Here is a 26,511-nt window from a genome sequence, read left to right on the forward strand (position 1 = left end):
ACCCGCTAGCTGGCAATGCATGAATGATTTTCGATCCTAGCGGAAAGGCCCATAAAAGGAAAGCGGCCCGCCCACCAAGGATCAGCGGGCGTTCGCCATCTCGAATTCGTACCGCGCCGGGCGCGCGCATCGGGAAAACCGCGCTTGATGCGGATCATGCCGGTGATAGGATGGCCGCCACTTTCCCCTTTCGCGAGGCCGCTCGTGGCCCCGCCGCCCACGATGTCCGCCAACCGTTTCGACACGCTTGCGCTGCATGCCGGCGCCGCCCCCGATCCCGCTACCGGTGCGCGCGCCACGCCGATTTACCAGACTACCTCCTTTTCGTTCCGCGACTCGGACCACGCCGCGGCGCTCTTCAACATGGAGCGCGCCGGCCACGTCTATTCGCGCATCTCCAACCCGACGGTGGCCGTGTTCGAGGAGCGCGTGGCCGCGCTGGAAAACGGCGCGGGCGCGATCGGCACGGCGAGCGGCCAGGCGGCCCTGCATCTGGCGATCGTCACGCTGATGGGCGCGGGCTCGCACATCGTCGCCTCCAGCGCGCTGTACGGCGGCTCGCACAACCTGCTGCACTACACGCTGCGGCGCTTCGGCATCGAGACGACCTTCGTCAAACCAGGCGAGCTCGACGCGTGGCGCGCCGCGCTGCGCCCGAATACGCGGCTGCTGTTCGGCGAGACGCTCGGCAACCCCGGGCTCGACGTGCTCGACATCGCCGCCGTCGCGCAGATCGCGCACGAGCACCGCGTGCCGCTGCTGGTCGACTCGACCTTCACGACGCCGTATCTGCTCAAACCGTTCGAGCACGGCGCGGACTTCGTCTATCACTCGGCCACCAAATTCCTTGGCGGCCACGGCACGACGATCGGCGGCGTGCTGGTGGACGGCGGCACGTTCGACTTCGACGCGTCGGGGCGCTTTCCCGAATTCACCGAGCCGTACGAAGGTTTCCACGGCATGGTGTTCAGCGAGGAAAGCACGATCGCTCCGTTCCTGCTGCGCGCGCGCCGCGAAGGTCTGCGCGACTTCGGCGCGTGCCTGCATCCGCAAGCCGCGTGGCAACTGCTGCAAGGCATCGAGACATTGCCTTTGCGTATGGAACGGCACGTCGCCAATACGCGCCGCGTGGTCGAGTTCCTTGCCGCTCACGACGCGGTCGAAACGGTCGCTTATCCGGAGCTGCCGTCGCATCCCGACCATGCGCTCGCGCAGCGCCTGCTGCCGCGCGGCGCGGGCGCCGTGTTCAGCTTCAATCTGCGTGGCGACCGCGCGGCCGGGCGCAGTTTCATCGAAGCGCTGTCGCTGTTCTCGCATCTCGCGAATGTCGGCGACGCGCGCTCGCTGGTGATTCATCCCGCATCGACCACCCACTTTCGCATGGATGCCGCCGCGCTTGCCGCCGCCGGTATCGCCGAAGGCACGATCCGCCTGTCGATCGGCCTCGAAGATCCCGACGATCTGATCGACGACCTCAAGCGCGCGTTGAAGGCCGCGCAGAAATCGGGCGGCGCTGCGGTGGCCCGAAGCGGCGCGGCGACTGCATCCGCCGCAGACACCGCAACCGCAAAAACCCGCTCGCCAGCCCCCTCCGACACCGCCGCAACCCCCCCGGAGTCCGCATGATCGTTACCGTTCAAGGCCAACCCGCTTACGCGTACACCGGTGGCAAACCATTCGACGCTGGCCTGCCTACCGCGGTGTTCATCCACGGCGCCGAGCACGACCACAGCGTATGGGCATTGCAAAGCCGCTACTTCGCGCACCACGGCTTCGGCGTGCTGGCGGTGGATCTGCCCGGCCACTGCCGCAGCAGCGGCCCCGCGCTCACCAGCGTGAGCGCGCTGGCCGACTGGCTCGCCGCACTGCTCGACGCCGCCGGTGTGCAGCGCGCATTCGTGGCCGGCCACAGCATGGGCTCGCTGATCGCGCTCGACTTTGCCGGCCGCTATCCGCAACGCGCGACGCATCTCGCGCTGCTCGCCACCGCGATGCCGATGGCCGTCTCCGGCGCATTGCTCGACGCCGCGCTGCATCGGGAGCCTGACGCGATCGGCATGGTCAACCAATGGTCGCATTCGACGCTCGCAGCCAAGCCCTCCTGCCCCGGCCCGGGCTTCTGGCTGCACGGCATGAATCAGCGCCTGATGGAGCGCGTTTCGGCGCGCGGCGAACCGCACCTTTTCCATACCGACTTCACCGCGTGCAACGACTACGCGGACGGTCTCGCCCGCGCCGCCCAGGTGCGCTGCGCGACGCGCCTGATCGTCGGCCGGCGCGATGCGATGACGCCGCCGCGCGCCGCCAAAGCGCTCGCCGACGCGCTTGCACAAGCGGGCGTGCCGGTCGACACCGTCACGCTCGACGCGGGCCACGCGTTGATGACCGAACAGCCCGACACCACGCTCGATGCGCTGTTCAGCTTCGCTTCCAGGCCGCCTCGCGAAGTCCGCTAGCGGCCGTGAGGCGTCGCGTAAACCGGCAAGTGAGTTAGCACGATACGCGTGCTGGAACAGCCGCGCCATCGTCCGAATGGCCAGGTTGCGCGCGGGGCCCGATAGCCGCACAATGGTTCAAGCCTGTCGCGTTGCGAACGCGTGCGAAGCATGGCGGCACGCGGCGAAACCACCCGGAGCGACGGGCATGACGGCGGCAAGCGTCCACATCGGAGGCCATCATGGCTCACACCGCGCATACCGATCACTTCGCGAGTTTCGCGGAGTTCTATCCGTACTATCTGAGCGAGCATCGCAATATGGTCTCGCGGCGGCTGCATTTCGTGGGATCGCTCGGCGTGATCGGCTGTCTGGCGATGGCGCTCGCCACCGGCGACTGGCTATGGCTGCCGGCAGCCGTAATTTGCGGCTACGGGTTTGCCTGGGTCGGGCATTTTTTCTTCGAGAAGAACCGGCCGGCGACCTTCCGCCATCCGCTCTATAGCCTGATGGGCGACTGGGTGATGTTCAAGGACATTTGCGTCGGCAGGATTTCGCTTTAGCTGGGCAGCGGGTTGGCCAATGTGATTGGCGCGTCAGCGGGCATGCCGTGCCGCTTTCTTTGCCAGCCTGCCTCGATCACTTCACCGCTATTTCCAGCGCGCCTGATGGCGCCATCATGCGAGCGCCGCCCGTTCGCGGGCGGCGCGCATTCGTCCCATATCCCGCGCCGCCAGGCATCAATCGCCCCGCATCGTGTCAAGCCGCCTGATGCGGCATCGACGGCGCGACGCGCTCGCTCTCCCCGGCACGAGCCGCTTTGGCCGCCGCGCGCGCCGCCAGCAAAGCGGCGAGCGTCACCTTCAGCTTGTCGTTGTCGAGCGAGGCCAGCAGCGTCGCGCCATCCACGCGCGTGGACTCCAGGTCGAGCTGGTACGCGAGCTCCGCGCGGTCGATCACGAACATGTCGAACAGGCGCTCGACCGTGACCTGCGCCGGGTTCGCCAGCAACAGGAAATGCGGACCGGCGTCGTCCTCCAGCCGCGCGATCCAGTCGATCTCCTCGAGCCGCTGCAGCAGGTAGAGCGTGATGTCCATATCGCGCCGAAGCATCCGCGCAAGTTCGGGCACCGTGTACCCGCGCCCGCCCGCGTCGCGTGCTTCCGAGAGCCGCGCGAGCAGTTCGAGCGAATCGAACAGATTGCTGCCGTCGAAGGTGGGCCGGTGAAACTGGCCGATGCGAATTGCCGGCAACGCGGAGGCGATCATCGCGCCCGCGAGCGTGATGAACCAGCACAGGTACATCCACAAGAGGAACAGCGGCACGGCGGCGAACGCTCCGTACACGGCGGTGTAGGTCGGAATGCGGCGCACGTAATAGCCGAAACCGCGTTTGGCGAGCTCGAACGCGATCGCGGCGGTGACGCCGCCGATCACCGCGTCGCGCCATTCCACGCGGCAGTTCGGCAGATAGACGTAGAGAATCGTGAAGGCGAGCGCCGTCAGCGGCAGCGCGGCGCCCGCCAGCGCCCATTCGATGAGCGGCGTGATGCGCTGCGCCGCGCTGAAGGTCATCGACTGCGTGAACAGATACGAGGAGATCGACAGGCTCACGCCGATCAGAATGGGCCCAAGCGTGATGATCGCCCAGTAGACCAGAATGCGCTGCGCGATCGGCCGCGCCTTGCGCACCCGCCAGATCACGTTGAACGCGGATTCGACGGTCATCATGGTCATCACTGCCGTGAGAAACAGCAGGATCATGCCGATCGTGGTCAGCCCCTTCGCCTTCGACGCGAACTGGTTCAGATACTTGAAAATCTGACTGTTCAGTTGCGCGGGCATCAGGTGGTCCGCGAGGAAAAGCTGCAGCGAATCCTGGAACGAACTGAAAATCGGAAACGCGGTGAACAACGCGAACGCGACCGTGGCGAGCGGCACGAGCGCCAGCATCGCCGTGAACGTGAGACTGCCGGCGACCTGCGGAATACGGTCTTCGCCGATGCGCTGCGCGGCAAACCGCGCGAGTCGTTTGAGCGTGTCGAGATCGAAACGCACCCTGGACAACAAACCCATCTCCTTGCCTCTTGAACCGGTGCCTGGGGAACCGCGCGCGGCACCTGGCCGAACGGCTATGAGTGGCCAGCAGAGCGGACCGAGCCCCTATAATACCCGTTCACCGATGGGGCCTATGAAAGACATTCTCGTGCTTTATTACAGCCGTCACGGCGCCACCCGCGAGCTCGCGCTGGCGATCGCGCACGGCGTCGACAGCGTCCCCGGCATGCAGGCGCGCGTGCGCACCGTGCCGGCGGTTTCCACCGTCTGCGAAGCGACGCAGCCGGACATTCCCGCCGAAGGACCGCCCTACGTCGAACTGCGAGATCTCGAAGAATGCGCCGGCCTCGCGCTCGGCTCGCCCACCCGCTTCGGCAACATGGCCGCGGCGCTCAAATACTTTCTCGACGGCACCACGCCGCTGTGGCTGGCGGGCGCCCTGTCCGGCAAGCCGGCCTGCGTGTTCACGTCCACCGGCAGTCTGCACGGCGGCCAGGAATCCACGCTGCTCAGCATGATGCTGCCGCTGCTCCACCACGGCATGCTGATCGTCGGCATCCCGTACACGGAGAGTGCGTTGAGCACGACCCAAACCGGCGGCACGCCGTACGGGGCGTCGCATTTCGCCCGCGCGGGCAGCGCCGCGCAAGGCATCTCCGCCGATGAGAAAACGCTCGCCATCGCACTCGGAGCACGCGTCGCGCGCACGGCGGCGTCCATGAGCGAAAGGCCGTGAGCGGGCCGGAGGTGACGTCCGGGATGAAGCATGAGTTGAAGCCTGGGTCGAAACCGGGCGGCGTGGTGTCGGCAGAGGCGGCGGCCCACCCAACCGACGACGCAACGGCCGCGTCCCTGCATTCCACCGCCCTGCCCGTAGCGTCCAAACCCGCTGCCGCGCTCGGCGCCATTGCCGCTTTGCTCGCGCTGATCGCGCTGGCCGTCGCATGGGAGTGGTGGCTCGCGCCATTGCGTCCCGGCGGCTCTGCGCTCGTGCTCAAGGCATTGCCGCTGCTGTGCGCGCTGCCTGGCGTATGGCGGCGCCGGCTTTACACCCTCCAGTGGGCGTCGATGCTTATCCTGCTGTATTTCGCCGAAGGCGTCGTACGGGGCTGGAGCGACCACGGGCTGAGCGCGCGCCTCGGCTGGTTGCAGGCCGCGCTCGCAGTGATATTTTTTGTTTGCGCGCTGACTTATGTCGCGCCGTTCAAGCGGGCGGCGAAGCGCGCTGCGAAGGAGGCAGCGAAGCAAGCCGCTGGCGATGCCCTTGAAAACCGGGTGAGCGATCGTGATGTCACCGAAGCAGCAGCGCAGTCAGCAGCGTCGCCGGCAACACGCACAGCAGCGACACAGTCAGCCATGCATCCAGCAGCGCATGCCGCAGCGCCCCGCGTAGCCACCGCCGCGCCGCCCGATCCCGACAGCCACTCCAACCCGAGCCCCTGACGAAAAACCGGCAAGACCAAGACAAAAGCACCCGCTCCGTCCGATCTTTCCGCCCGAACGCCGACCGACCAACATGACCCAGACCGCTTTCCTCACCGCCTGCCGCGACGCCATCGGCGCCGCGCAAGTGCTGACCGATCCGCACGACACCGCCCCGTATCTCACCGACTGGCGCCGCCGCTACAGCGGCGCGGCCTGCGCGGTGCTCTGCCCGGCCACGCCCGCGGAAGTCGCGGCGCTGGTCCGGCTCGCCGTCGAGCATCGCATCGCGCTGGTGCCGCAAGGCGGCAACACGGGTCTGGCCGGCGGCGCCACGCCCGATGCGAGCGGCGCGCAGGCCGTCATCAGCTTGCGGCGTTTGAATCGCGTGCGCGATATCGATCCGCACAACAACACGATCACCGTCGAAGCCGGCGTCATCCTCGCCGACGTGCAGCGGCACGCCGACGCGGCCGGCCGTCTGTTCCCGTTGAGCCTCGCCGCCGAAGGCAGCTGCACGATCGGCGGCAATCTCGCCACCAACGCGGGCGGCACCGGCGTCCTGCGCTACGGCAACACGCGCGAGCTCTGCCTCGGTCTCGAAGTGGTGACGCCGCAAGGCGAACTGTGGGACGGCCTGCGCGGACTGCGCAAGGACAACACCGGCTACGATCTGCGCGATCTGTTCATCGGCGCGGAGGGCACGCTCGGCATCATCACGGCGGCCGTGCTCAAGCTGCACCCGCAGCCGGCCGCGCGGGTCACCGCGCTCGCCGCTCTCGCCTCGCCGCACGCGGCGCTCGACTTTCTGTCGCTCACGCAGCGCGTCGCCGGGCCGCTTCTGACCGGCTTCGAACTGATGTCGGACTTCTGTCTGCGGCTCGTGGGCCGGCATTTCGAGCAGATGCGCTACCCGTTCGCCGAGCCGCACGCACAAGTCGTGCTGCTGGAACTGTCGGACAGCGAAAGCGAGGAGCACGCACGCGCGCTGTTCGAGCGTCTGATGGAAACCGCGCTCGACGAAGGTCTGGTGCAGGACGCGGTGGTCGCGGAAAACCTCGCGCAATCGCGCGCGTTCTGGAATCTGCGCGAACACATTCCGCTCGCCCAGGCCGAGGAAGGTCTGAACATCAAGCACGACATCGCGGTGCCGATTTCGCGCATCGGCGACTTCATCGAGTCAACCGACGCGGCCGTCGCGCAGGCGGCGCCGGGGGCCCGCATGGTCACGTTCGGGCATCTCGGCGACGGCAACCTGCACTACAACGTGCAGGCGCCCGAGGGCGTCGACGCGAAGGCGTTTCTCAAGCAGTATCAGAGCCCGATCAACCAGATCGTCTACGACAGCGTGCACCGGCATCGCGGCAGCATCAGCGCGGAGCACGGGCTAGGCCAGCTCAAGGTCGACGAGGCCGCCCACTACAAGCAGGACGTCGAAGTGCAAATGATGCGCGCCGTCAAGCGCGCATTCGATCCGCTGAACCTGATGAACCCGGGCAAGGTGCTACGCTAAGCTAACGTCCGAAGCCTCCGTCTCCCATGCGGAGGCCTTTGCAGGAGCCGTTGCCGTGAAGATTCGAGTGCTGTCCGATCTGCATCTGGAAAACGACGAGCCCGAGCTGATTCCGCATGCGCAAGCGGATCTGATCGTGCTGGCCGGCGACATCCACAATCACGCGGCCGGCCCGCGCTGGGCCGCGCAAACCTTCGACGGCGCGACGCCCGTGGTCTACGTGCCCGGCAATCACGAGTACTACGACGGCGAGTTCGGCGCGCTCGAAAGCGCGCTCTACGACGCCGCCGCGCAGGTCGACAACGTCCGCGTGCTGAACAACGCCGCGCTGGTCGATCCCCAAGGCCGCTGGCGCGTGCTCGGCACGACTTTGTGGACCGACTTCGCGCTGTATGGCGCCGACCCCGACGCGCTTGCCGAAGCGATCGACGCATCGAGCCGGGTCATGCTCGACTTCCGCGGGCTGATCCAGATGAACTGGCCGCACGACACCCACGACGCCACCCGCGACTTCACGCCCGCCGACTCGCTCGCGCTGCACCGGCAGGCACGCGCATGGCTCGAAAGCGAGCTGGCGAAACCGTTCGGCGGCAAGACGATCGTCGTCACGCATCACGCGCCGCATCGGCTGAGTCTCGCCGAGCGCTACGCGCAGGACCGGGTGTCGGCGGGTTTCGTCAATCATTTGCCGGAGCTGGTGCGCGCGCCTGTCGCGCTGTGGATTCATGGACATACGCATACGTCGTTCGACTATGCGGTGGACGGCACGCGCGTCGTGTGTAACCCGCGCGGCTATTTCGACCGGCGCACGGGGCAGTGGGAAAACCCCCTGTTCGCCTGGGATAAGGTCGTCGAGATTTAGCGTTGTGGCTTGGGGCTGGTCTGGGTAGCGCGGCTGGAGCGCAGGCATTACGCTGTGGGCGGGTGGTTGTGTGGTCGTGGCTGACGGGCTGCGGCTGGTGACTTGTGACGGGGCTGTGGTCGCTGGTTATCGGCGGCAGGTCACTGGTTGCTCGCCGAGCCTGGCATAAGGCTGATGCTCCCAAAACAAGCCAGCAAAGCCGGCCCGATCCACAACCGGCCAGGCCCAAATCGCGCCAACCCGCCACGCAGATCGTTCTCCGGAGGTCGCTCATGTGCGGTCGAATCAGCCAGTATCGCGATCCGCAGCGTTACGCCGGGCATCTCGGCCTGACCGATCCGTTGATGCTCTTCGACGCCGCCGACCGCCGCCCAGGCTACAACCTGGCGCCCGGCACGCATCCGCTTGCGATCTATCCCGATCAAACGCTGCGCGCGATTCACTGGGGATACCGCCCGGACTGGGCGTGCGAACAGCATCTACCGCAGACGATCAATGCGCGCGCCGACACCGCGCCGACCGCGCGTTACTTCGAGCAATTGTGGAAAACCGGCCGCGTGCTGGTGCCGGCGGACGGCTGGTTCGAATGGCGTGTGGAAGCCGCGTCCACCGACAGCAGCCCGGACGACCCGGCGCAAGCGAACGCAAAAAGCCGCCAACCCTACTTCGTGCATCTGAAGAAAGACGAGCCGATGTATCTCGCCGCGTTGTCGAGCGTGCGCGGCGCCGAGCCGCAAACGGACGGGATGGGATTCGTGATCGTGACGGCCAGCGCCGACGCGGGTCTGATCGACGTGCACGACCGCCGCCCGCTCGCCTTCGCACCGGACGCGGCGCGCCGCTGGCTGGATCCGGCATTGCGGTCCGACGAACTCGAGCAACTGGCGCGCACCGCCGGTTTGCCCGCCGGCCGCTTTCGCTGGCACCGTGTGAGTCACGAGGTGGACCGCACGCTCAACGACGAGCCGGGGTTGATCGAAGCGCTGCAATGACAGCGCAGGCGCGTCTCGCAAGAAATGAGACGCGAAAAACGACGAGCGAAGAACGACAAGCGGAACTCAGCAAGAGCAAGCCCGGCGGCCGCAACCTCGATTACGACAACGCGGCGTGCTCGAGCGAAGCGACGTGCTCAAGCTCAGCGGTCGCGCCGCTGTGCCCGCAGATCCTGGCGTTCAACCTTGATGGGAACCAGTTGCGGCTGCTGTTCGCGCAGGCGGCGCAACAGATCGCGCGATGCGGCGATCCCGATCAGTCCCAGCATGACGGCCACGCCGATCATCAGATGCGTATCCATGAATCCCTCGTCCTTCAGTTGTTGCGACGTGCCGAACGGCAGCGACCAGGCGCGTCCGGCTGAAGCGGCAGCGCGTGAACCACACGTTAGCAAATCGGCCGCGAACCGGAAGTAAGGAAATGTTGCGACGCGGCACGTGTGTGTAACAGGCCGCCGTGCGCGATTAGCCCGCCGCGTCGAGAATCGCGCCCCAAAGGGCGGCGCACGACGGCCTAAACGGGCACAGACGGGCACAAACGGGCCCAAGCGCGCAAACCGGCGCCGCGCCGCGTCAGGAGCGCGTGAACTGGCGCAATTCTTCCTGATCCACCGCCAGCGTGGCCGGCAGTTCGTCGCGCAAAAACTCGACCCATGTGCGGATTTTCGCGTCCAGATACTGCCTGGACGGATAGAGCGCATACAGATTCATTTCCTGCGACGTGTACTCCGGCAGCAGCCACACGAGTTCTCCGCTACGCAGACCGCCAATCGCCGAATAGATCGGAATCAGCCCGATTCCCATGCCCTGGCACACCGCGACTGCCATCGCCTCGGCGACGTTCACCTGAAACGTGGTCGAGCCGAGCGTGACCGTTTCCTCGCCGTTCGGACCGTCGAAGGTCCAACGGTCGGGCGGAAACACCGGCGTCACCATTTGCAGACAGGTATGGTTCGCGAGATCCGCGGGCGTTTGCGGCACGCCGCGCCGCTCCAGATAGGCCGGCGACGCGCACGCGATGCTGAACGCGCTACCGAGGCGCTGCGACACGAGCCCCGAATCCGGCAGACCGGTGGCGAGCGTCAGCGACACGTCGAAACCTTCGTCGAGCAGATCGGGCATGCGCTGCGCGAGCGTCAGCTCGATGTGCACGTCCGGATAGCGCTCCTGATAGCGGCCGACGGCCGGCACCACGTAGTGCTGGCCAAAGCTCGTCATCGCGTGAACCTTGAGTTTGCCTGACGGACGCGCATGCGCGTCGCTCGCCTCGGCTTCCGCCTGGTCCACGTAGGCGAGAATCTGCTCGCAGCGTTGCAGATAGCGCTCGCCCGCCTCGGTCAGCGCGATGCGGCGCGTGGTCCGGTTCAGAAGGCGAGTGCGCAGATGGGCTTCCAGATCGGAAACCGCGCGCGACGCGTAGGCCGTGGTCGTATTCAGATGCTGCGCGGCACCCGTGAAGCTACCCGCTTCGACGACCCGGACAAATACGCGCATGTTTTGAAGCGTATCCATACCTATTCCCTGTCGACCGGAGTTAGCGCTTCAGCGCTTACTCCGGTCCCATGCAACCCGTTGCGGTCGACCGGAGTTAGCGCTTCAGCGCTTACTCCGATCCCATGCAACCTGTTGCGGTCGACCGGAGTTAGCGCTTTAGCACTTACCCCGATCCCATGCAACCTGGCCACAGCCGACCGGAGCCAGCCCTTCAGCACCTACCCCGCTCCCCTGCAACCCGTTGCAATCGACCCAAAGTCAGCGCTTTATCGCCAACTCCACTCCCTACAATCCAGTTGCGATTAATCGGAAGCGATTGTTACACGATTCGCAAAGGCGATTGTCTCATATGCCGTAAAAATGCCTTGCATCTTTACCGGTTATTCCCCAATCAATCAAAAAATATAATGACGCACAAGCTTCTATAGTCAATTTTGGAGGAAATCGTGCAGTCTCCGGTACCGAAAAGGGTCTCCGCTGCCGCGGTTCTTACGATCCTATTAACAATCGCCGGCTGCGCAAGTACCGGAGGCGTTGCGCCGCAAAACCGTGGCGTCGAGGCGTCCTCGCTCGACGCCGGCAACGCGATTCGCGCCGCTAACGCCGACGCCCAATGGCCGGCCGCCGACTGGTGGCGCGCCTATAACGACCCGCAGTTGAACCAGTGGATCGAAGCCGCGCAGACTGGCAACCCGAGCCTCGCGGCCGCCCAGGCGCGCGTGCGCGAAGCGATGTCGATGGCGGGCGTCGCCCGCTCGGCCTTGGCGCCGCAGGTCAACGGCAGTCTGTCGATCCAGCGTCAGAAGTGGGCCGACAACGTGTACTACGGCCCGGGCCCGCTCGCGGGCGAGCAATCGTGGAACAACACCGGCACGCTCGGCCTGTCGTATCACCTCGACCTCTGGGGCAAGGACAAGAACGCCGCCGAACGCGCGCTCGACGCAGCCCACGCCAGCGCCGCGGACGCGCGCGCCGCCCAGCTCGAACTGCAGGGCAACGTGGTGCGCACGTACATCGGGATGTCGCTCGACTACGCGCTGCTCGACATCGCCAGGGCCACCTTGCAGCAACAGCAGCAGATCGTGGACCTGGCCAACCGGCGCCTGAAAGGCGGCATCGGCACGCAGCTCGAAGTGAGCCAGGCCGAAACGCCGATGCCGGAATACGAGCGCCAGATCGACGAAATCGAAGAGAAGATCGCGCTCGGCCGCAATCAGCTCGCCGCCCTGGCCGGCAAGGGTCCGGGCGCGGGCGACACGATTCAGCGCCCGACGCTGTCGCTCGCCGCGCCGGCCGGTTTGCCGAGCGCGTTGCCGGCGGACCTGATCGGCCATCGGCCGGACGTGGTCGCGGCGCGCTGGACGGTGGCCGCGCAGGCGCGCGGCATCGACGTCGCCAAGGCCGACTTCTATCCGGACATCAATCTGCTGGCGTCGATCGGCGGCTATGCGGCCATGGGGCCGCTGTTCCAGTTCCTGAAGAGTCCGTCGCATAGCTGGAGCGCGGGTCCGGCACTGTCGCTGCCGATCTTCGACGGCGGCCGGCTGCGCTCGCAACTCGGCGCGGCGTCGGCGGGTTACGACGAGGCGGTGGAGCGCTATAACCAGTCGATCGTCGGCGCGCTGAAGGATATCTCCGATCAGGTGATCCGCATCCGCTCGCTCGCCACCCAGTCCGACGACGCCGACCGCTCGGTCGCGGCGGCGCGCAAGAACTACGATCTGTCGCGGGAAGGTTACAAGCGCGGCCTGACCGATTACCTGAACGTGCTGATCGCGCAAAACCAGTTGCTGCGCGCACAGGAAGGCGTCGCGAAGATCCAGGCCGAGCGCCTCGGCGCGCATGCGTCGCTCGTCACGGCATTGGGCGGTGGGCTCGACGAGCCCGCCAACGGTCCGACGGCGAGCGAAACGCTGCCGGCGCACGGCAAGGGTAAAGACAACGCGTTGCCAGCGAACGGCGACGTCGCCGTGAAGCCGGCCAACGTTGCCGCGTCGGCAAGTCTCCCGGGCAGGGCCGACAACGATGCAACCAGCGGCGACAACGATGCCACCGGCAAGAGCAACGCCGCAACCGTCGCTCGCAAGCCCGCAGCCAAACCGGCAAAAGGCTCCGCGTCGGCAGGCGTAGCCAGCCAGGCAACCGACCGTACGCGCACCGGCAACGTCGCCGCAACCGGCACGACCACGACCACGGCTGCGGCGGCCACCGCCCCGCGCGCCATCGCCGCAACGCCGGCGGCGGAGTAAGGAAGCCGGCCATGTCAGCGTCTCGCTCCTCCACCGCGCGCCCCGCGTCGTTCGCCGCGCTATGCTCGGCCGCCGCCGAATGGGCGCGCACCGACGGCCTCACGTGGGTCTACATGTTCAAGGCGCTCGCCGCCTGCTTTCTCGCACTCGGCATCGCGATGAAGCTCGACCTGCCGCAGCCGCGCACCGCGATGACGACGGTGTTCATCGTGATGCAGCCGCAAAGCGGCATGGTGTTCGCAAAGAGCTTCTACCGGATCTGCGGCACGCTCGTCGGCCTCGTCGTGATGCTCGCGCTGCTCGGCCTGTTCGCGCAGCAGCCTGAGATGTTCATCGTGTCGACGGCGGTCTGGGTCGGCATCTGCACCGCGGGCGCAGCGCGCAACCGCAACTTCCGTTCGTACGGTTTCGTGCTGGCCGGCTATACCGCCGCGCTGATCGGCATCCCCGCCTCGCAGCATCCGGACGGCGCGTTTCTGAGCGCGCTCACGCGAGTCGCCGAAGTCGTGATCGGCATCATCAGCGCGGGCGCGGTGAGCGGCCTCGTATTTCCGCAGTTCGCCGGCTTGCAGTTGCGCGGCACCGTGCGCGCGCGTTTCTCGGCCTTCGTCGAATACGTGTCCGCGACGCTGGCCGGGCGCAACGACCGCGCGCAGATCGAAGCGACCAATGCGCGCTTCATCGCCGACATCGTCGGTTTCGAAGCGGCGCGCAGCGTGGCCGTGTTCGAAGGCCCCGATTCGCGGATGCGCGGCGGCCGTCTCGCGCGGCTGAACAGCGAGTTCATGACCGCATCGACGCGCTTTCACGCGCTGCATCAGCTGATGAACCGGCTGCGCGCGACCGGCACGAACGGCGCGCGCGACGCGATCGCCGCGCTCGATCCGTATTTCAAGGAGATCGCCCCGCTGCTCGCGAAGTCCGGCGCGCCGGTACTGAGCGCCGCCGATGCTGCGCACGCCGCCGCGCAACTCGACACCTACAAGGCCGAGTTGCCGAAGCGCGTGCGCGCGACGCGCGCCGAACTGGAAACGCATCCCGACGCGCCGCTGCTCGACTTCGACACAGGCGCCGAGCTGCTGTACCGCTTCATCGACGACCTGCATGCGTACGCGGCCACCTACGCTTCACTGGCGGTCGATACGCATGCGCGCGAACGCTGGATCGACCGCTACGAACCGAAGACGAACGCAATCGCCGCGGGTGTCGCGGGCCTGCGCGCGACCATCGTGATGATCGTGCTCGGCGCGTTCTGGATCGCGACCGCGTGGCCGAGCGGCTCGACGCTGACGCTCAACGCCGCGGCGGTGTGCGCGCTGGCGTCGTCGTCGCCGAATCCGAAACGCACCGCGTTCCAGATGGCGGGCGGCACGGTGGTCGCCACGCTGATGGGCATGATCGCGGTGTTCGGCGTGTTTCCGCACATCGACGGTTTTGTGATGCTGTGCGCGGCGCTCACGCCGTTCCTGCTGCTCGGCGTGTTCATGACCACGCGGCCGCTGCTGGCCGGCTATGGCGTCGGCTACTGCATTTTCTTCTGTTTCCTGGCCGGCCCGGACAACCTGATGCACTACGATCCGAGCTCCTTTATGAACGACTCGATGGCGCTGATCCTGTCGATGCTGGTGTCGTCGATCGCGTTCGCGGTGTTGCTGCCGCCGTCCACGCCGTGGCTGCGCAACCGCCTGCTGATGGACCTGCGCCGTCAGGTAGTACTGGCGAGCGGCGCGGGTTTGCGCCGGGTGCGCTCGCGTTTCGAAAGCGGCGCGCGCGATCTGATGTTCCAGATCAATGCGCTCGCGCAAAATGAGCCCGAACTCAAACGCGACACGTTGCGCTGGCTGTTCTCGGTGCTCGAAGTGGGCAATGCGCTGATCGATCTGCGCCAGGAAGTCGCGGCGCTGCCCGCCGACGCCCGCTACGCGCAATCGACGCCGTGGCGCATCTCGTTGCAGACGATGCGCGACGCGCTGAGCGCGCTGTTCGAGCGGCCGCGCGAGGCGCGCTTCGCGCACGCGCTCGCCAGCACGACCGATGCGATCGACCAGCTTCAGCAGGTGCTGGCCGGCTTCTCGCCGCCGCGCGAAGAGCGGCATCGGCTGCAACGCATTCTGAGTCAACTGCATTTCATCCGTACCGCGCTGCTCGATCCGCAATCACCGCTCGAACCGCTGACGAGCGGACGCGCCGGCGCGCCAGAAGGAGTTCTTCATGCCTCGTGATATCGCCATCCTCGATGCCTACATGCCGGCCATCGTGCTGCTGTTCATCGCGGGCGCCGCGCTTACCTGGGTGCTGGATCGCGTGATCGCCTATACGGGCCTGTATCGCGTGGTGTGGCATCCGTCCTTGTTCCGGGCCAGCCTGCTCGTGTGTGTGTGCAGCGTGCTGGGTCTCGCCGTTTATCGTTGATCAGAGTCGAAACATGACCATCCGAAATATCTTTGGCTTCGTCGCGACAGCCATTATTTTTATCGTCGCGATCCTGATTGGACGCGTGTTGTGGGTGCATTACATGGATGAACCCTGGACCCGCGACGGGCGCGTGCGCGCCGAGATCGTCAACGTCGCGCCGGACGTTTCCGGGGCGGTCGTCGATCTGCCGGTGAAGGACAACCAACTGGTGAAAAAGGGCGACCTGCTGATGCAGATCGATCCGTCGCACTATCAGATCGCGGTCGAGCAGGCGCAAGCCGCGGTCGCCGCGCGCAAGGCCGAACTGCAGATGAAGCGCGACGACGCGCAGCGCCGCGCCGACATGGACGCGCTGGTGGTATCGAAGGAAAGCCGCGAAAACGCGACGCATACGGCGTCGGCCGCCGAGGCTTCGTATCAGCAGGCGCTCGCCGCGCTCGACGCCGCGAAGCTGAACCTGGCGCGCACGCGCGTGGTGTCGCCGGTCGATGGTTACGTGACCAACCTGAACGTGTTCCGCGGCGACTACGCGAGCGCCGGCAACGCGAAGCTCGCGATCGTCGACAGCCACTCGTTCTGGGTCTACGGCTACTTCGAGGAAACCAAGCTGCCGCACGTGCGCATCGGCGACAAGGCGGAAGTCCGGCTGATGAGCGGCGGCACGCTGCAAGGCCACGTCGAAAGCATCTCGCGCGGCATCTACGATCGCGACAATCCGCAGAGCCGCGAACTGCTCGCGGACGTGAATCCGACCTTCAACTGGGTGCGCCTCGCGCAGCGCGTGCCGGTGCGCGTGAAGATCGATTCGGTGCCCAACGACGTGATGCTGGCCGCAGGCATCACCTGCACGATCGTCGTGAAACCGGGCGACGCGAAGGCGAGTTGACGGCGGCGCAGCTGGCTGCACGACGAAGTGCGGTGCCGTGTGGTGCCGTGCCGTGCCGTGCGGTGCCGCACGGCGCACCCGCTGCGAATAATCGTGCCGTTGAGCGAGCGTCTATCCTGCACTCGCGCAGGGTAGACGCTCTGCAAACACCGTCAGCGCCACCCCATCCGCTTACAACCTGAACTTCCCCACCATCGCCTTCAGGCCGCGCGCCTGATCGTCCAGCGAGCGGGCCGCGGCCGTGGCCTGCTCCACCAGCGCGGCGTTCTGCTGCGTGCCCGAGTCCATCTGCGTGACCGCGAGGTTGATCTCCTCGATGCCGGCGCTCTGCTCGGACGAGGCCGCCGAGATCTCGCCCATGATGTCGGTCACGCGCTTCACCGCCTTGACCACTTCATCCATCGTCTGCCCGGCATCCTGAGCGAGCGTCGAGCCGTTGCTCACGCGTTCGACCGACGCGTTGATCAATCCTTTGATCTCCTTCGCGGCTGCGGCGCTGCGCTGCGCGAGGTTGCGCACCTCGGCCGCGACTACCGAAAACCCCCGTCCTTCCTCGCCCGCGCGGGCCGCCTCGACCGCCGCGTTCAACGCGAGAATGTTCGTCTGAAACGCGATCCCCTCGATCACGCCGATGATATCGCCGATACTGCGCGCGCTCTCGTTGATGTCGTTCATCGTCGCGACCACGCGGCTCACCACCGCGCCGCCCTTCTCCGCGATCTCCGACGCGTTGTTCGCGAGCGTGCTCGCCTGCTTCGCGTTGTCCGCGTTCTGGCGCACCGTCGAGGTCAACTGCTCCATGCTGCTCGCGGTGCGCTCGAGCGCCATCGCCTGCTGCTCGGTGCGTTGCGACAGATCCAGGTTGCCCATCGAGATTTCGCCCGACGCGGTCGCAATCGCATCCGCGCTCGACGCGATGTCGGAGACCGTCGTCGCGAGTCCGCTTTGCATGTCGTGCAGCGCGTACAGCATGCTCGACTTGTCCTTGCGGCCGAGCGCGATCCGGTTCGACAGATCGCCCGCCGCGATCCGGCTGGCGATTTCCTTCGCATACGCGGGCTCGCCGCCGAGCTGGCCGGCCAGACGCCGCACCACCCACTCGCTGATGCCGAACGCGAGCGCGATCAGCCCGAGCGTCATCACCGCAATCATCACGAACGACGAGTGATAGATGAAGCCCGACGCGTCGATGGTCGCCTTCGCGGCGGTGCCGCGCTGCGCGACGAGTTCGTCGACGAGTTTTTCGAGCTTGCCGGTTTCGACCAGCAGTGACACGTCCTGCGTGCCGACCTGCCAGTTCATCTGCGACAGATCGAGCGGCTGCGCTTTCACGAGCGTCACGAAGTCGCGCAGATGGCCGCTCCATGTGGTGACGGCGGCGGCGAACGCCTTCTGCTGCCCGAGCGCCTTCGCGTCGGTGCTGTCGACGTACTGCTGGAGCGTGGCGAGTTGCGCGTTCAGACCGGCGAGACCCTTGTCGATGTCGGCGCCGAGTTCGTCGCGCTCTTTCGCGGTGGTCGCGGTCAGCAGCATTTTTTGCGCGCGGCTTGCGCGCAGCATGTGGCCGCGCGCCTCTTCGGCTGCGCGGCTCGCGACGTGGCCCTGATCGTAGATGGATTGCGCGGACGCATTCAGACGGCCGATCTGCATCAGCGAAAACACGCCGATCAGCAGCGTGCCGATCAGCAGCACCGCGAACGCGACGCGCAGCGTCGCCTTCACCGACAAGCCGCTGACCTTCACGGCGCGCGAGCGGCCGCCCTGTTTATGCGACGGCGCCGTGCCTGCCGCCTGTCCTTGCGCCAAGAACCCCGCGCCCTGCTGCCCGCCTGGCAAAACTGCTTTCATATTCCCCGTCCCCACGTATCGTCCTGCCGGAAAGGTCGGTTCCGGCATTGCTGCCTATCTCTCCGGGTTGACGGCAGCAAGTCTGCGATCTTTAAGCCGCTCGCGCCTGCCGACCGCGTGTCGCCCGGTCCTTGACGCTCCGCCTCGTAAGCTTCGCGCCCGCGACGGTTTTATACACGGCCAAAAATCGCCAGGCCGCATTTATCAGACGGCTGAATCGCCACCGGCGTACGAGGACGCGCTCCGCCAGCGACAGACCGTTGACGCCCATTCATATGACCCCATGTCCGATTCGCGACAAAACTTGTCCTTACAATTCACTCAAGCCACATTAAACTTCGATCAACGACTGAAAACACCGGAAATCGCGTCGAAATGCCGCAGCAGACCCCCCCAGAACGCGCGATCCGCCGGACTCCGCTGACGCCTTATTCGCCACCTTTGTTCTCTCTCATCTAGCGTATGGAAACGAGCCTCGACAAAAGCGCCCTCGCCGGCGCGCCACCCGCAAGCGGCACCCCTGCCGCGCAACCGGCCGCCAAGGTCCAGCGCACGGTGTATTCCGTGCTGGGTGCGATCAGCTTTTCGCACCTGCTCAACGACATGATCCAGTCGTTGATCCTCGCGATCTATCCGATGCTGAAAGACAACTTTTCGTTGTCGTTCGGGCAGATCGGGCTGATCACGCTGACCTACCAGATCACCGCGTCGCTACTGCAGCCGCTCGTGGGCGCCTATACCGACAAGCATCCGAAGCCGTATTCGCTGCCCGTCGGCATGGGCTTCACGCTCGCGGGCCTGCTGCTGATGTCGGTCGCGCCGAGCTTCGGCGTGCTGCTGGTCGCGGCGGCGCTGGTCGGCTGCGGGTCGTCGGTGTTCCATCCGGAGTCGTCGCGGGTCGCGCGCATGGCCTCGGGCGGCCGTCACGGCCTCGCGCAGTCGCTGTTCCAGGTCGGCGGCAACGCGGGTTCGTCGCTCGGACCGCTGCTCGCCGCGCTGATCGTGATTCCGCACGGCCAGCGCAGCATCGCGTGGTTCTCGGCGGCGGCGCTCGTCGCGATCGTCGTGCTCACGCAGATCGGCCGCTGGTACAAACAGCATCCGTCAGTCAGGAAGGCGCGTAGCAACGTGGCGCACGCGACGCTGTCGCGCAACCAGGTGATGCTCGCGATGGGCGTGCTGATCCTGCTGGTGTTCTCGAAGTACTTCTACCTCGCGAGCATCAACAGCTATTTCACGTTCTATCTGATCGACAGGTTCCATCTGTCGGTGCAGGCCGCTCAGATTCATCTGTTCGTATTCCTCGCGGCGGTCGCGGCGGGCACGGTGATCGGCGGCCCGATCGGCGACAGGATCGGCCGCAAGTACGTGATCTGGGTGTCGATCCTCGGCGTCGCGCCGTTCACGCTGCTGCTGCCGTATGCGAACCTGTTCTGGACCGGCGTGCTGACGGTGATCATCGGCGTGGTGCTGGCCTCGGCATTCTCGGCGATCCTCGTCTACGCCCAGGAGTTGATCCCCGGCAAGGTGGGGATGGTCGCGGGCATGTTCTTCGGCTTCGCGTTCGGCCTCGGCGGCATCGGCGCGGCGGTCCTCGGGCAACTGGCCGACGCCACCAGCATCGCGTTCGTCTACAAGGTCTGCTCGTTCCTGCCGCTGATCGGCGTGCTGACGGTGCTGTTGCCGGATGTCGAGGGCAAGCGCGCGAAAGCCTGATGGGTTTGAGCGGGCGTTGCATCAGGGAAAAGGCGCTGCGGCGCCTTTTTCTTTTGGTTATGCGCGTGCGCCGCTCATGGTGAACCCGCGTTGTCCGCCGCACTGCGCGTACTCTATGCTTGTGCGATGCTCAGGCGGTGCCTGTGTGATGCCTGTGCAATCGCACACCCAGCTCCCGCGCCGCGCAACACGGCCGTACGACCCGACCTCCGTTCACTTACGCAGCAGAAGGATCGCCGCAGATGACCAGCTATCGCGACTTCCACCGCCGTTCGATCGAGCACCCCGAGGCTTTCTGGCGCGACGAGGCGCAACGGATTCATTGGCACACGCCGTTCGACACCGTGCTCGACCGCTCGAATCCGCCGTTCGCGCGCTGGTTCGTCGGCGGTCGCACGAATCTCTGTCACAACGCGGTGGACCGGCATCTCGCCGAGCGCGCGCAGCAGAATGCGCTCGTGTACGTGTCGACCGAAACCGGTATCGAGCGGCGCTATACGTACGCCGAATTGCACGCGGAGATCAACCGCATGGCCGCGGTGATGCGCTCGCTCGGCGTGAAGCGCGGCGACGTCGTGCTGCTCTATCTGCCGATGATCCCCGAAGCGCTGTTCGCGATGCTCGCCTGCGCGCGCCTTGGTGCGATTCACTCGGTGGTGTTCGGCGGCTTCGCGGCACCGAACCTCGCGGCCCGCATCGACGACGCGAAGCCCGTGCTGATCGTCACCGCCGACGCCGGCGCGCGCGGCGGCAAGGTGATCGACTACGCGCCGCTGATCGACGAGGCGCTCGCGCGCGCGATGCACAAGACGCCGCGCGTGCTGCTGATCGACCGGCAACTCGCGCCCGAACGCCTGAACGCTCACTACTTGACCGCATACGAGCCGTTGCGCGAACAGTTCTTCGACGCGCACGTGCAGTGCGAGTGGCTCGAATCGAACGAGCCTTCGTATGTGCTGTACACGTCCGGCACGACCGGCAAACCTAAGGGCGTGCAACGCGACGTGGGCGGCTATGCGGTGGCGCTGGCGGCGTCGATGGAACACATCTTCCAGGGCAAGCCCGGCGACACGATGTTCACCGCGTCGGACGTGGGCTGGGTGGTCGGCCATAGCTACATCGTCTACGCGCCGCTGATCGCGGGCCTGACCACCGTGATGTACGAAGGCACGCCGATTCGCCCCGACGGCGGTATCTGGTGGCGCCTCGTCGAGCAGCACAAAATCAATCTGATGTTCACCGCGCCGACCGCGTTGCGCGTGCTCAAGCGGCAGGACCCTGCGCTGCTGAAGCAAGCCGATCTGTCGAGCCTGCGCACGCTGTTCCTCGCCGGCGAGCCGCTCGACGAGCCGACCGCCGCGTGGATCAGCGACGCGCTCGGCAAGCCGGTAATCGACAACTACTGGCAGACCGAGACCGGCTGGCCGATGCTGGCGATTCCGCGCGGGGTCGAAGCGCTGCCGACCAAGCTCGGCTCGCCGGGCGTGCCGTCGGCCGGGTTCGATCTCACGTTGCGCAACGAACTGACCGGCGAGCCCTGCCCGCCCGGCGCAAAAGGCGTGCTCACGCTCGGCTATCCGCTGCCGCCGGGCTGCATGTCGACGGTATGGGGCGACGACAGCCGCTTCATCGGCACCTACTGGTCGAGCATTCCGAACCAGCAGGTCTATTCGACTTTCGACTGGGGCGTGCAGGACGACGACGGCTACGTGACGATCCTCGGCCGCACCGACGACGTGATCAATGTCGCGGGACACCGGCTCGGCACCCGCGAGATCGAGGAAGCGCTGTCGAGTCACGCGGCGGTCGCGGAAGTCGCGGTGGTCGGCGTGACGGATGCGTTGAAGGGTCAGGCGGCGATGGCTTTCGTGGTGCTGCGCGGCGCGCAGCCGTATGCGGATAGCAGTGAGCGCGCCCGGCTGGAGGCCGAACTCGCGGCGACGGTCGAGCGCCAGCTCGGCGCGATTGCGCGGCCGGCTCGCGTGGTGGTGGTATCGATGCTGCCGAAAACGCGCTCGGGCAAACTGCTGCGCCGCGCGATCGCGGCGCTCGCCGAAGGGCGCGAGCCGGGCGATCTGCCGACTATCGAAGACCCGGCGGCGTTGCAGCAGGTGCGGGAGGCGTTGGACGGAAAAGTGTGACGTGAGCAGGCGCGGTGCGCTTGCCTCATCGCCCGCTTTCGAACCTCAGACCGCGGCGCCTCGCGTGTCGAGAAACCGCGTCAGGATCGCGTTCGAATACACCCCCGCGATTTCCGTCAAAAACGACACGAACGACGCCGGCGCATGATCGTCGGCGGTATCGGAGATCGTGCGCACGACCGCGCACGGCACGCCGTACTCATGGCAGACCTGCGCGATCGCCGCGCCTTCCATCTCGACGGCGAGCGCATCCGGCAGCGCAGCGCGCAGCGCCTCGACGCCCGCCGCGCTGGCAACGAACTGATCGCCGCTGATGATCAAGCCGCGATGCACGCGCGGCTCGCGTGTGCCGAAGCGCGCCGCCGACGCCGCGCCCGCTTCCGCGACGAAGCGCTCGCAAGCCGCCGCGAGCTGCTCGGCCAGCGCGACATCGGCGGCAAAGCGCGAGACGCCCAGCAAAGGCACTTCGAAGCGCGGAAACAGCGGCGAGGCATCGAGGTCGTGCTGCAACAGCGCTTCGGCGACGACGATGTCACCGACCCGCACCTCGGCGCCCACCCCGCCCGCGACGCCGGTGAACACGACCGCTTCGACGTCGAACGCATGAATCAGCGCACTCACCGTTGCGGCCGCCGCGACCTTGCCCACACGCGCCAGCGTCACGACGCACGGCGCGCCGTGGACGGTGCCGAGGTGATAGTCGCGCTGACCGTGCGTGATCGTGCGCACGCCGGACTCGGCGCGCATCGCTTCGATGAGATCGCCGAGTTCCTGCGGTAATGCCGCCAGAATCCCCAGCGGACGATGCGAATGCGGCGCGCCGCCGCTACCCAAAGCGCCGCTCATTCGACCGCCTGCAGTTTCGCGACCGCCAGCGCGAGCCACTTCTCGCCATGCCGCTTGAACTTGACTTGCGCCTTCGCGTCGGTGCCGCCGCCTTCGAGGGCGGTAATCGTGCCTTCGCCGAACTTGGTGTGGAATACCTGTTGCCCGACGCGAAAGCCCGTCTCGGCCGCGCGCTGCTCGTTCGCGAAGGACGGCAACGGCGCCGGCGTCGACGATGCGGGCCCCGTATACCCGGGCCGCGCAAACCAGTCGCGCCCATAACCCGCGTTATCCGAGCGGCCGCCCCAACGCGCGCCCGCCTCGACCTTCGGCGTGAGCCACTTGAGCGTTTCCTGTGGCAGCTCGTCGAAGAAGCGCGAACGGATGTTGTAGCGCGTCTGGCCGTGCAGCATCCGGCTCTGCGCGAACGACAGATACAAACGCTCCTTCGCCCGCGTGATCGCCACGTACATCAGGCGACGCTCTTCCTCCAGACCGTCCGATTCCATCGCGCTGTTCTCGTGCGGGAACAACCCCTCTTCGAGACCGGTGATGAACACCGCCGTGAATTCGAGCCCCTTGGCCGCGTGCACCGTCATCAATTGCACCGCTTCCTGGCCGGCTTGCGCCTGGTTGTCGCCCGCTTCGAGCGATGCGTGCGACAGGAAACCGGCGAGCGGCGTCATCGTGTCCGGGTTTTGCGCCGGATCGGCGATGCCGGGTGCGTCCAGCACGACCGTATTCGGATCGTCGGTGGCGACCGCCAGTTCGGGCGCGGCGCTCGCGCCGGGGCGCAGCGGAATCGAGCGCGCCGGCGTGTCCATCCCGTAGCCCTCTTCGCTGACGAACGCGGCGGCCGCGTTGACCAGTTCCTGCAAGTTCTCCAGCCGGTCCTGGCCTTCACGCTCGTTCTGATAGAAGTCCGCGAGGCCGCTTGCGCGGACCACGTATTCGACCGTTTCCGGCAGGCTCATCCGTTCCGTTTCCGCGCGCATCTTGCCGACCAGATTCGCGAACGCCGCGAGACTCGACCCCGCCTTGCCCGCGACGTAGGGAATCGCCGCGGCCATCGAGCAGTTGTACAGACGTGCCGCGTCGGCCAGCTGCTCGATCGAACGCGCGCCGATGCCGCGCGTCGGGAAATTGACGACGCGCGCGAACGCGGTGTCGTCGTTCGGATTGTCGATCAGACGCAGGTACGCGAGCGCGTGCTTGACTTCCTGACGCTCGAAAAAGCGCAAGCCCCCGTACACGCGATACGCGATGCCCGCATTGACGAGCGTATGTTCGATCGTGCGCGACTGCGCGTTGCTGCGGTAGAGAATCGCGATTTCGCTACGCGACGTGCCAGTGCTGATCAGCGCCTTGATTTCCTCGACGATCCAGCCGGCTTCCTGCGAATCGGTCGCGGACTCGTAGACGCGCACCGGTTCGCCGTGGCCGGCATCCGTGCGCAGATTCTTGCCGAGGCGCCGCGAGTTGTTGGCGATCAGCTGATTGGCGGCGTCGAGAATGTGGCCGTGCGAGCGGTAGTTCTGTTCGAGCTTGATGAGATGACGCACGCTGAACTCGTGCTCGAAGTCGCGCATGTTGCCGACGTTCGCGCCGCGGAACGCATAGATCGACTGGTCGTCGTCGCCGACCGCGAAGATCGAGTTGGTCTGACCCGCCAGCAGCTTGAGCCACGCGTATTGCAGCTTGTTGGTGTCCTGAAACTCGTCGACGAGGATGTGCCTGAAGCGCGCCTGATAGTGCGCGCGCAACGGCGGATTGTGCGCGAGCAGTTCGTAGCAGCGCAGCAGCAGCTCCGGAAAGTCGACCACGCCTTCACGCTGGCATTGCTGGTCGTAGGCTTCGTACAGCTCGACGAACTTGCGGTTGAAGTTGTCGGTGGCGTCGACGTCTTTCGGCCGCAGCCCCTGTTCCTTCGCGTTGTTGATGAAGTACTGGAGGTTTTTCGCGGGGTACTTTTCATCGTCGATGTTGAGGCCCTTCATCAGACGCTTGAGCGCGGACAACTGGTCGGCGGTGTCGAGAATCTGGAAGGTGGCCGGCAGCCCCGCGTCGCGATGATGCGCGCGCAGCATGCGATTGCACAGGCCGTGGAAAGTGCCGATCCACATGCCGCGCGTGTCGATCGGCAGAAGCGCCGACAGCCGCGACATCATTTCGCGGGCGGCCTTGTTGGTGAAGGTCACCGCCAGAATCGTGGCGGGCGACGCGAGACCGTGCTGGATGAGCCACGCGATACGCGTGATCAGAACGCGGGTTTTACCACTGCCCGCACCGGCGAGAATCAGCGCGGGCTCGTTGGGAAGCGTGACGGCGGCGTGTTGTTCGGGGTTGAGATTGGCTAGCAGATCGGGCATTTTTTTGGAGGGGCGGCAGTTCGTGCGTCATTATATGCCCCGACGGGGGTTGGGTTTTTTTGGGTTTGTTGGGCTTTTTCTGGTTGTGTTTTGGAGTTTTGGCCTTTTCTGGAGGTCGTGGGGTTTTGGCCTTTCCTTGAGGTCCCGGGGGTCTATTAGCGTTGCCCCTATGCGGGGATTTGCATACATCGCACGGGTGCTCCATAACGCATACTATCGTTATAAATCAATATCTTAACGATATACGACAGCATGCACCTTGTGCATGCCAACGCCGACGGAAAACTGTTGGTAGCAGCGGTTCAGTTCGTGACGGGCGCGCCCAATGCGTGCAGATTGATCCGAGCGGTCTATTGCCCGCTAAGCTGGATTACTACACCTATTCCGGTTCGCTCACCACACCGCCTTGTAGCGAGGGCGTTACCTGGATCGAGTTGAAACAGCCCGTAACCATAGCGCCGCGGCAACTGGAAGCCTTGCGCAAGATGTACAACCACAATCAGCGTCCTGCGCAACCGCCCAACGGCCCAACGGCCGGCAAATCTGGAAGTGAACCCGTAAGAATTCACTAATCCCTCTGCACATTACCGCGCCGTCGCGACCGCCTTCGCCAGCTCCGGGCCGAACACGCGATTGAAGTTTGCCGAGACGACCGTGCGCGCGACCATCAAAACCAAGACGCTTTTTTCGACTGGCGTATGGAATGCCACCCGCAGCTTGAGCTTGCTGGCCGTGTTGACGGGTCGATCCTTGCGGCACCGTCGCGGGGAATCGCGCCCTGCTCGCGGCCACGCTCCAGATAATCAGCGAAAAATGCGCGGCTGAGGTGAACACACACATGGGTCCGCTAGCTGCAATCAGCGCACTGCAATGGTCTGCCGGACCCGTTGAGGACGGCATGTGCAATCCGTGGCCATTCAAGGCATCAATCATGTGTTCACCAGGTATTGTTTTCCCGGACGGTTTTTTCTGCCTCAAAAAACAGGAGTCCTATGGACGATCCATCAATACTTTATCTCTTCGTAGCGGCGGGTTGTGTCGCGCTGTTCTGTGTTGTCGTGACTGCCGCGACTCTTGCTGATAGATGGTGGGAAAGAAACTGTCACTTGTCGGGACGCGGTGACAGAATCCGCCCTGATACGCCATGAATCAGACGTGCCGGATTTTCTTCAAGAATTGTCAGGACTGGTCTATCCCATATTAATTCCGTTAACCTAACGGTTTTTTAATGCTCAGCTAGCAGGTTTGGCAGCTAACGCTGCGTCGCGGGTCTTTTTCAGGGAGCA

The 26,511-nt window shown here is 65.8% G+C and carries 20 protein-coding genes and 1 pseudogene; 15 read left to right on the forward strand and 6 right to left on the reverse strand.

Features of this window, described 5'->3' with window-relative positions; genetic code table 11:
• Nucleotides 1-222: 222 nt before the first annotated feature.
• From ACZ9H4_RS31010 to ACZ9H4_RS31020, 3 genes are all read left to right on the forward strand, one after another.
• Nucleotides 223-1,626, forward strand: coding sequence for an O-acetylhomoserine aminocarboxypropyltransferase (locus ACZ9H4_RS31010; protein WP_476122413.1), 1,404 nt, complete (start codon nucleotides 223-225; stop codon nucleotides 1,624-1,626).
• Complete coding sequence (locus ACZ9H4_RS31015) at nucleotides 1,623-2,456, forward strand: alpha/beta fold hydrolase (RefSeq protein WP_476122414.1); 834 nt, start codon at nucleotides 1,623-1,625, stop codon at nucleotides 2,454-2,456. Before ACZ9H4_RS31010 ends, ACZ9H4_RS31015 begins: the two co-directional genes overlap by 4 nt.
• A gap of 221 nt (nucleotides 2,457-2,677) precedes the next feature.
• Entirely contained in the window at nucleotides 2,678-2,998 is a 321-nt protein-coding gene (locus ACZ9H4_RS31020; RefSeq protein WP_121315215.1) for an Mpo1-like protein, read from the forward strand.
• 196 nt (nucleotides 2,999-3,194) lie between these two features.
• Here ACZ9H4_RS31020 and ACZ9H4_RS31025 read toward each other — a convergent pair whose 3' ends face one another.
• Nucleotides 3,195-4,511 carry a YihY family inner membrane protein gene (locus ACZ9H4_RS31025; RefSeq protein ID WP_408146382.1) on the reverse strand — a complete coding sequence of 439 codons (1,317 nt, stop codon included), beginning with the start codon at nucleotides 4,509-4,511 and terminating at the stop codon, nucleotides 3,195-3,197.
• Between the two features lie 115 nt (nucleotides 4,512-4,626).
• Here ACZ9H4_RS31025 and wrbA point away from each other — a divergent pair, with 115 nt between their 5' ends.
• The 5 genes and pseudogenes from wrbA to ACZ9H4_RS31050 all read left to right on the forward strand — a co-directional run bounded on the left by wrbA (nucleotide 4,627) and on the right by ACZ9H4_RS31050 (nucleotide 9,282).
• A complete protein-coding gene (gene wrbA / locus ACZ9H4_RS31030; protein WP_476122415.1) occupies nucleotides 4,627-5,229 on the forward strand; it encodes an NAD(P)H:quinone oxidoreductase in 603 nt (200 codons plus the stop codon).
• Between the two features lie 65 nt (nucleotides 5,230-5,294).
• Nucleotides 5,295-5,744: pseudogene (locus tag ACZ9H4_RS31035) on the forward strand (DUF2069 domain-containing protein); the annotation flags it as partial.
• A 265-nt stretch (nucleotides 5,745-6,009) separates the two neighbouring features.
• Nucleotides 6,010-7,428, forward strand: a complete 1,419-nt coding sequence (locus ACZ9H4_RS31040; protein WP_476122416.1) for an FAD-binding oxidoreductase — start codon at nucleotides 6,010-6,012, stop codon at nucleotides 7,426-7,428.
• 55 nt (nucleotides 7,429-7,483) lie between these two features.
• A complete protein-coding gene (locus tag ACZ9H4_RS31045; protein ID WP_408153793.1) occupies nucleotides 7,484-8,290 on the forward strand; it encodes a metallophosphoesterase in 807 nt (268 codons plus the stop codon).
• A gap of 272 nt (nucleotides 8,291-8,562) precedes the next feature.
• On the forward strand, nucleotides 8,563-9,282 hold the full coding sequence (locus tag ACZ9H4_RS31050; protein ID WP_408146370.1) for an SOS response-associated peptidase: 720 nt from the start codon (nucleotides 8,563-8,565) through the stop codon (nucleotides 9,280-9,282).
• 143 nt (nucleotides 9,283-9,425) lie between these two features.
• Here ACZ9H4_RS31050 and ACZ9H4_RS31055 read toward each other — a convergent pair whose 3' ends face one another.
• Both ACZ9H4_RS31055 and ACZ9H4_RS31060 read right to left on the reverse strand, forming a co-directional pair.
• On the reverse strand, nucleotides 9,426-9,584 hold the full coding sequence (locus tag ACZ9H4_RS31055; protein ID WP_476122417.1) for a hypothetical protein: 159 nt from the start codon (nucleotides 9,582-9,584) through the stop codon (nucleotides 9,426-9,428).
• A gap of 271 nt (nucleotides 9,585-9,855) precedes the next feature.
• The gene (locus ACZ9H4_RS31060) at nucleotides 9,856-10,794 is read right to left on the reverse strand and encodes a LysR family transcriptional regulator (protein WP_476122418.1); all 939 of its coding nucleotides are present in this window, start codon (nucleotides 10,792-10,794) and stop codon (nucleotides 9,856-9,858) included.
• Between the two features lie 428 nt (nucleotides 10,795-11,222).
• On the opposite strand from ACZ9H4_RS31060, the gene ACZ9H4_RS31065 reads away from it, so the two are divergent.
• The 4 genes from ACZ9H4_RS31065 to ACZ9H4_RS31080 are packed head-to-tail and all read left to right on the forward strand — an operon-like array spanning nucleotide 11,223 to nucleotide 16,326.
• Nucleotides 11,223-13,025, forward strand: a complete 1,803-nt coding sequence (locus tag ACZ9H4_RS31065; RefSeq protein WP_408153795.1) for an efflux transporter outer membrane subunit — start codon at nucleotides 11,223-11,225, stop codon at nucleotides 13,023-13,025.
• Between the two features lie 11 nt (nucleotides 13,026-13,036).
• Complete coding sequence (locus ACZ9H4_RS31070; RefSeq protein ID WP_476122419.1) at nucleotides 13,037-15,247, forward strand: FUSC family protein; 2,211 nt, start codon at nucleotides 13,037-13,039, stop codon at nucleotides 15,245-15,247.
• Nucleotides 15,237-15,437: a DUF1656 domain-containing protein gene (locus ACZ9H4_RS31075; RefSeq protein ID WP_476122420.1), complete on the forward strand. Its 201-nt coding sequence runs from the start codon at nucleotides 15,237-15,239 to the stop codon at nucleotides 15,435-15,437. The genes ACZ9H4_RS31070 and ACZ9H4_RS31075 overlap by 11 nt, the downstream gene beginning before the upstream one ends.
• A gap of 13 nt (nucleotides 15,438-15,450) precedes the next feature.
• On the forward strand, nucleotides 15,451-16,326 hold the full coding sequence (locus ACZ9H4_RS31080; RefSeq protein WP_408146360.1) for an efflux RND transporter periplasmic adaptor subunit: 876 nt from the start codon (nucleotides 15,451-15,453) through the stop codon (nucleotides 16,324-16,326).
• Between the two features lie 171 nt (nucleotides 16,327-16,497).
• On the opposite strand, the gene ACZ9H4_RS31085 is transcribed toward ACZ9H4_RS31080, so the two are convergent.
• Entirely contained in the window at nucleotides 16,498-18,174 is a 1,677-nt protein-coding gene (locus ACZ9H4_RS31085) for a methyl-accepting chemotaxis protein (RefSeq protein ID WP_476122421.1), read from the reverse strand.
• A 462-nt stretch (nucleotides 18,175-18,636) separates the two neighbouring features.
• On the opposite strand from ACZ9H4_RS31085, the gene ACZ9H4_RS31090 reads away from it, so the two are divergent.
• Nucleotides 18,637-19,890 (forward strand): MFS transporter, encoded by a 1,254-nt coding sequence (locus ACZ9H4_RS31090; protein WP_408146357.1) that lies wholly within the window; start codon nucleotides 18,637-18,639, stop codon nucleotides 19,888-19,890.
• A gap of 242 nt (nucleotides 19,891-20,132) precedes the next feature.
• Nucleotides 20,133-22,031 (forward strand): propionate--CoA ligase, encoded by a 1,899-nt coding sequence (locus tag ACZ9H4_RS31095; RefSeq protein WP_476122422.1) that lies wholly within the window; start codon nucleotides 20,133-20,135, stop codon nucleotides 22,029-22,031.
• A gap of 45 nt (nucleotides 22,032-22,076) precedes the next feature.
• On the opposite strand, the gene ACZ9H4_RS31100 is transcribed toward ACZ9H4_RS31095, so the two are convergent.
• Both ACZ9H4_RS31100 and ACZ9H4_RS31105 read right to left on the reverse strand, forming a co-directional pair.
• Complete coding sequence (locus tag ACZ9H4_RS31100; protein ID WP_408146353.1) at nucleotides 22,077-22,877, reverse strand: 5'-methylthioadenosine/adenosylhomocysteine nucleosidase; 801 nt, start codon at nucleotides 22,875-22,877, stop codon at nucleotides 22,077-22,079.
• The gene (locus ACZ9H4_RS31105; protein WP_408146351.1) at nucleotides 22,874-25,225 is read right to left on the reverse strand and encodes a UvrD-helicase domain-containing protein; all 2,352 of its coding nucleotides are present in this window, start codon (nucleotides 25,223-25,225) and stop codon (nucleotides 22,874-22,876) included. Before ACZ9H4_RS31105 ends, ACZ9H4_RS31100 begins: the two co-directional genes overlap by 4 nt.
• Before the next feature lie 329 nt (nucleotides 25,226-25,554).
• Here ACZ9H4_RS31105 and ACZ9H4_RS31110 point away from each other — a divergent pair, with 329 nt between their 5' ends.
• Nucleotides 25,555-25,797 (forward strand): carbonic anhydrase family protein, encoded by a 243-nt coding sequence (locus ACZ9H4_RS31110; protein WP_476122423.1) that lies wholly within the window; start codon nucleotides 25,555-25,557, stop codon nucleotides 25,795-25,797.
• Nucleotides 25,798-26,511 lie beyond the last annotated feature (714 nt).

This window comes from Paraburkholderia sp. TE9906 (assembly GCF_056279605.1).

Excerpts from the sequence above, each read along its gene's own strand:
- ACZ9H4_RS31020 (WP_121315215.1), top strand. The coding sequence starts at position 2,678 with ATGGCTCACACCGCGCATACCGATCACTTCGCGAGTTTCGCGGAGTTC.
- ACZ9H4_RS31075 (WP_476122420.1), top strand. The coding sequence starts at position 15,237 with ATGCCTCGTGATATCGCCATCCTCGATGCCTACATGCCGGCCATCGTG.
- ACZ9H4_RS31055 (WP_476122417.1), bottom strand. The coding sequence starts at position 9,584 with ATGGATACGCATCTGATGATCGGCGTGGCCGTCATGCTGGGACTGATC.
- ACZ9H4_RS31070 (WP_476122419.1), top strand. The coding sequence starts at position 13,037 with ATGTCAGCGTCTCGCTCCTCCACCGCGCGCCCCGCGTCGTTCGCCGCG.
- ACZ9H4_RS31085 (WP_476122421.1), bottom strand. The coding sequence starts at position 18,174 with ATGAAAGCAGTTTTGCCAGGCGGGCAGCAGGGCGCGGGGTTCTTGGCG.
- ACZ9H4_RS31080 (WP_408146360.1), top strand. The coding sequence starts at position 15,451 with ATGACCATCCGAAATATCTTTGGCTTCGTCGCGACAGCCATTATTTTT.
- ACZ9H4_RS31105 (WP_408146351.1), bottom strand. The coding sequence starts at position 25,225 with ATGCCCGATCTGCTAGCCAATCTCAACCCCGAACAACACGCCGCCGTC.
- ACZ9H4_RS31025 (WP_408146382.1), bottom strand. The coding sequence starts at position 4,511 with ATGGGTTTGTTGTCCAGGGTGCGTTTCGATCTCGACACGCTCAAACGA.
- ACZ9H4_RS31060 (WP_476122418.1), bottom strand. The coding sequence starts at position 10,794 with ATGGATACGCTTCAAAACATGCGCGTATTTGTCCGGGTCGTCGAAGCG.
- ACZ9H4_RS31050 (WP_408146370.1), top strand. The coding sequence starts at position 8,563 with ATGTGCGGTCGAATCAGCCAGTATCGCGATCCGCAGCGTTACGCCGGG.
- ACZ9H4_RS31010 (WP_476122413.1), top strand. The coding sequence starts at position 223 with ATGTCCGCCAACCGTTTCGACACGCTTGCGCTGCATGCCGGCGCCGCC.
- ACZ9H4_RS31015 (WP_476122414.1), top strand. The coding sequence starts at position 1,623 with ATGATCGTTACCGTTCAAGGCCAACCCGCTTACGCGTACACCGGTGGC.
- ACZ9H4_RS31090 (WP_408146357.1), top strand. The coding sequence starts at position 18,637 with ATGGAAACGAGCCTCGACAAAAGCGCCCTCGCCGGCGCGCCACCCGCA.
- ACZ9H4_RS31100 (WP_408146353.1), bottom strand. The coding sequence starts at position 22,877 with ATGAGCGGCGCTTTGGGTAGCGGCGGCGCGCCGCATTCGCATCGTCCG.
- wrbA (WP_476122415.1), top strand. The coding sequence starts at position 4,627 with ATGAAAGACATTCTCGTGCTTTATTACAGCCGTCACGGCGCCACCCGC.
- ACZ9H4_RS31095 (WP_476122422.1), top strand. The coding sequence starts at position 20,133 with ATGACCAGCTATCGCGACTTCCACCGCCGTTCGATCGAGCACCCCGAG.
- ACZ9H4_RS31040 (WP_476122416.1), top strand. The coding sequence starts at position 6,010 with ATGACCCAGACCGCTTTCCTCACCGCCTGCCGCGACGCCATCGGCGCC.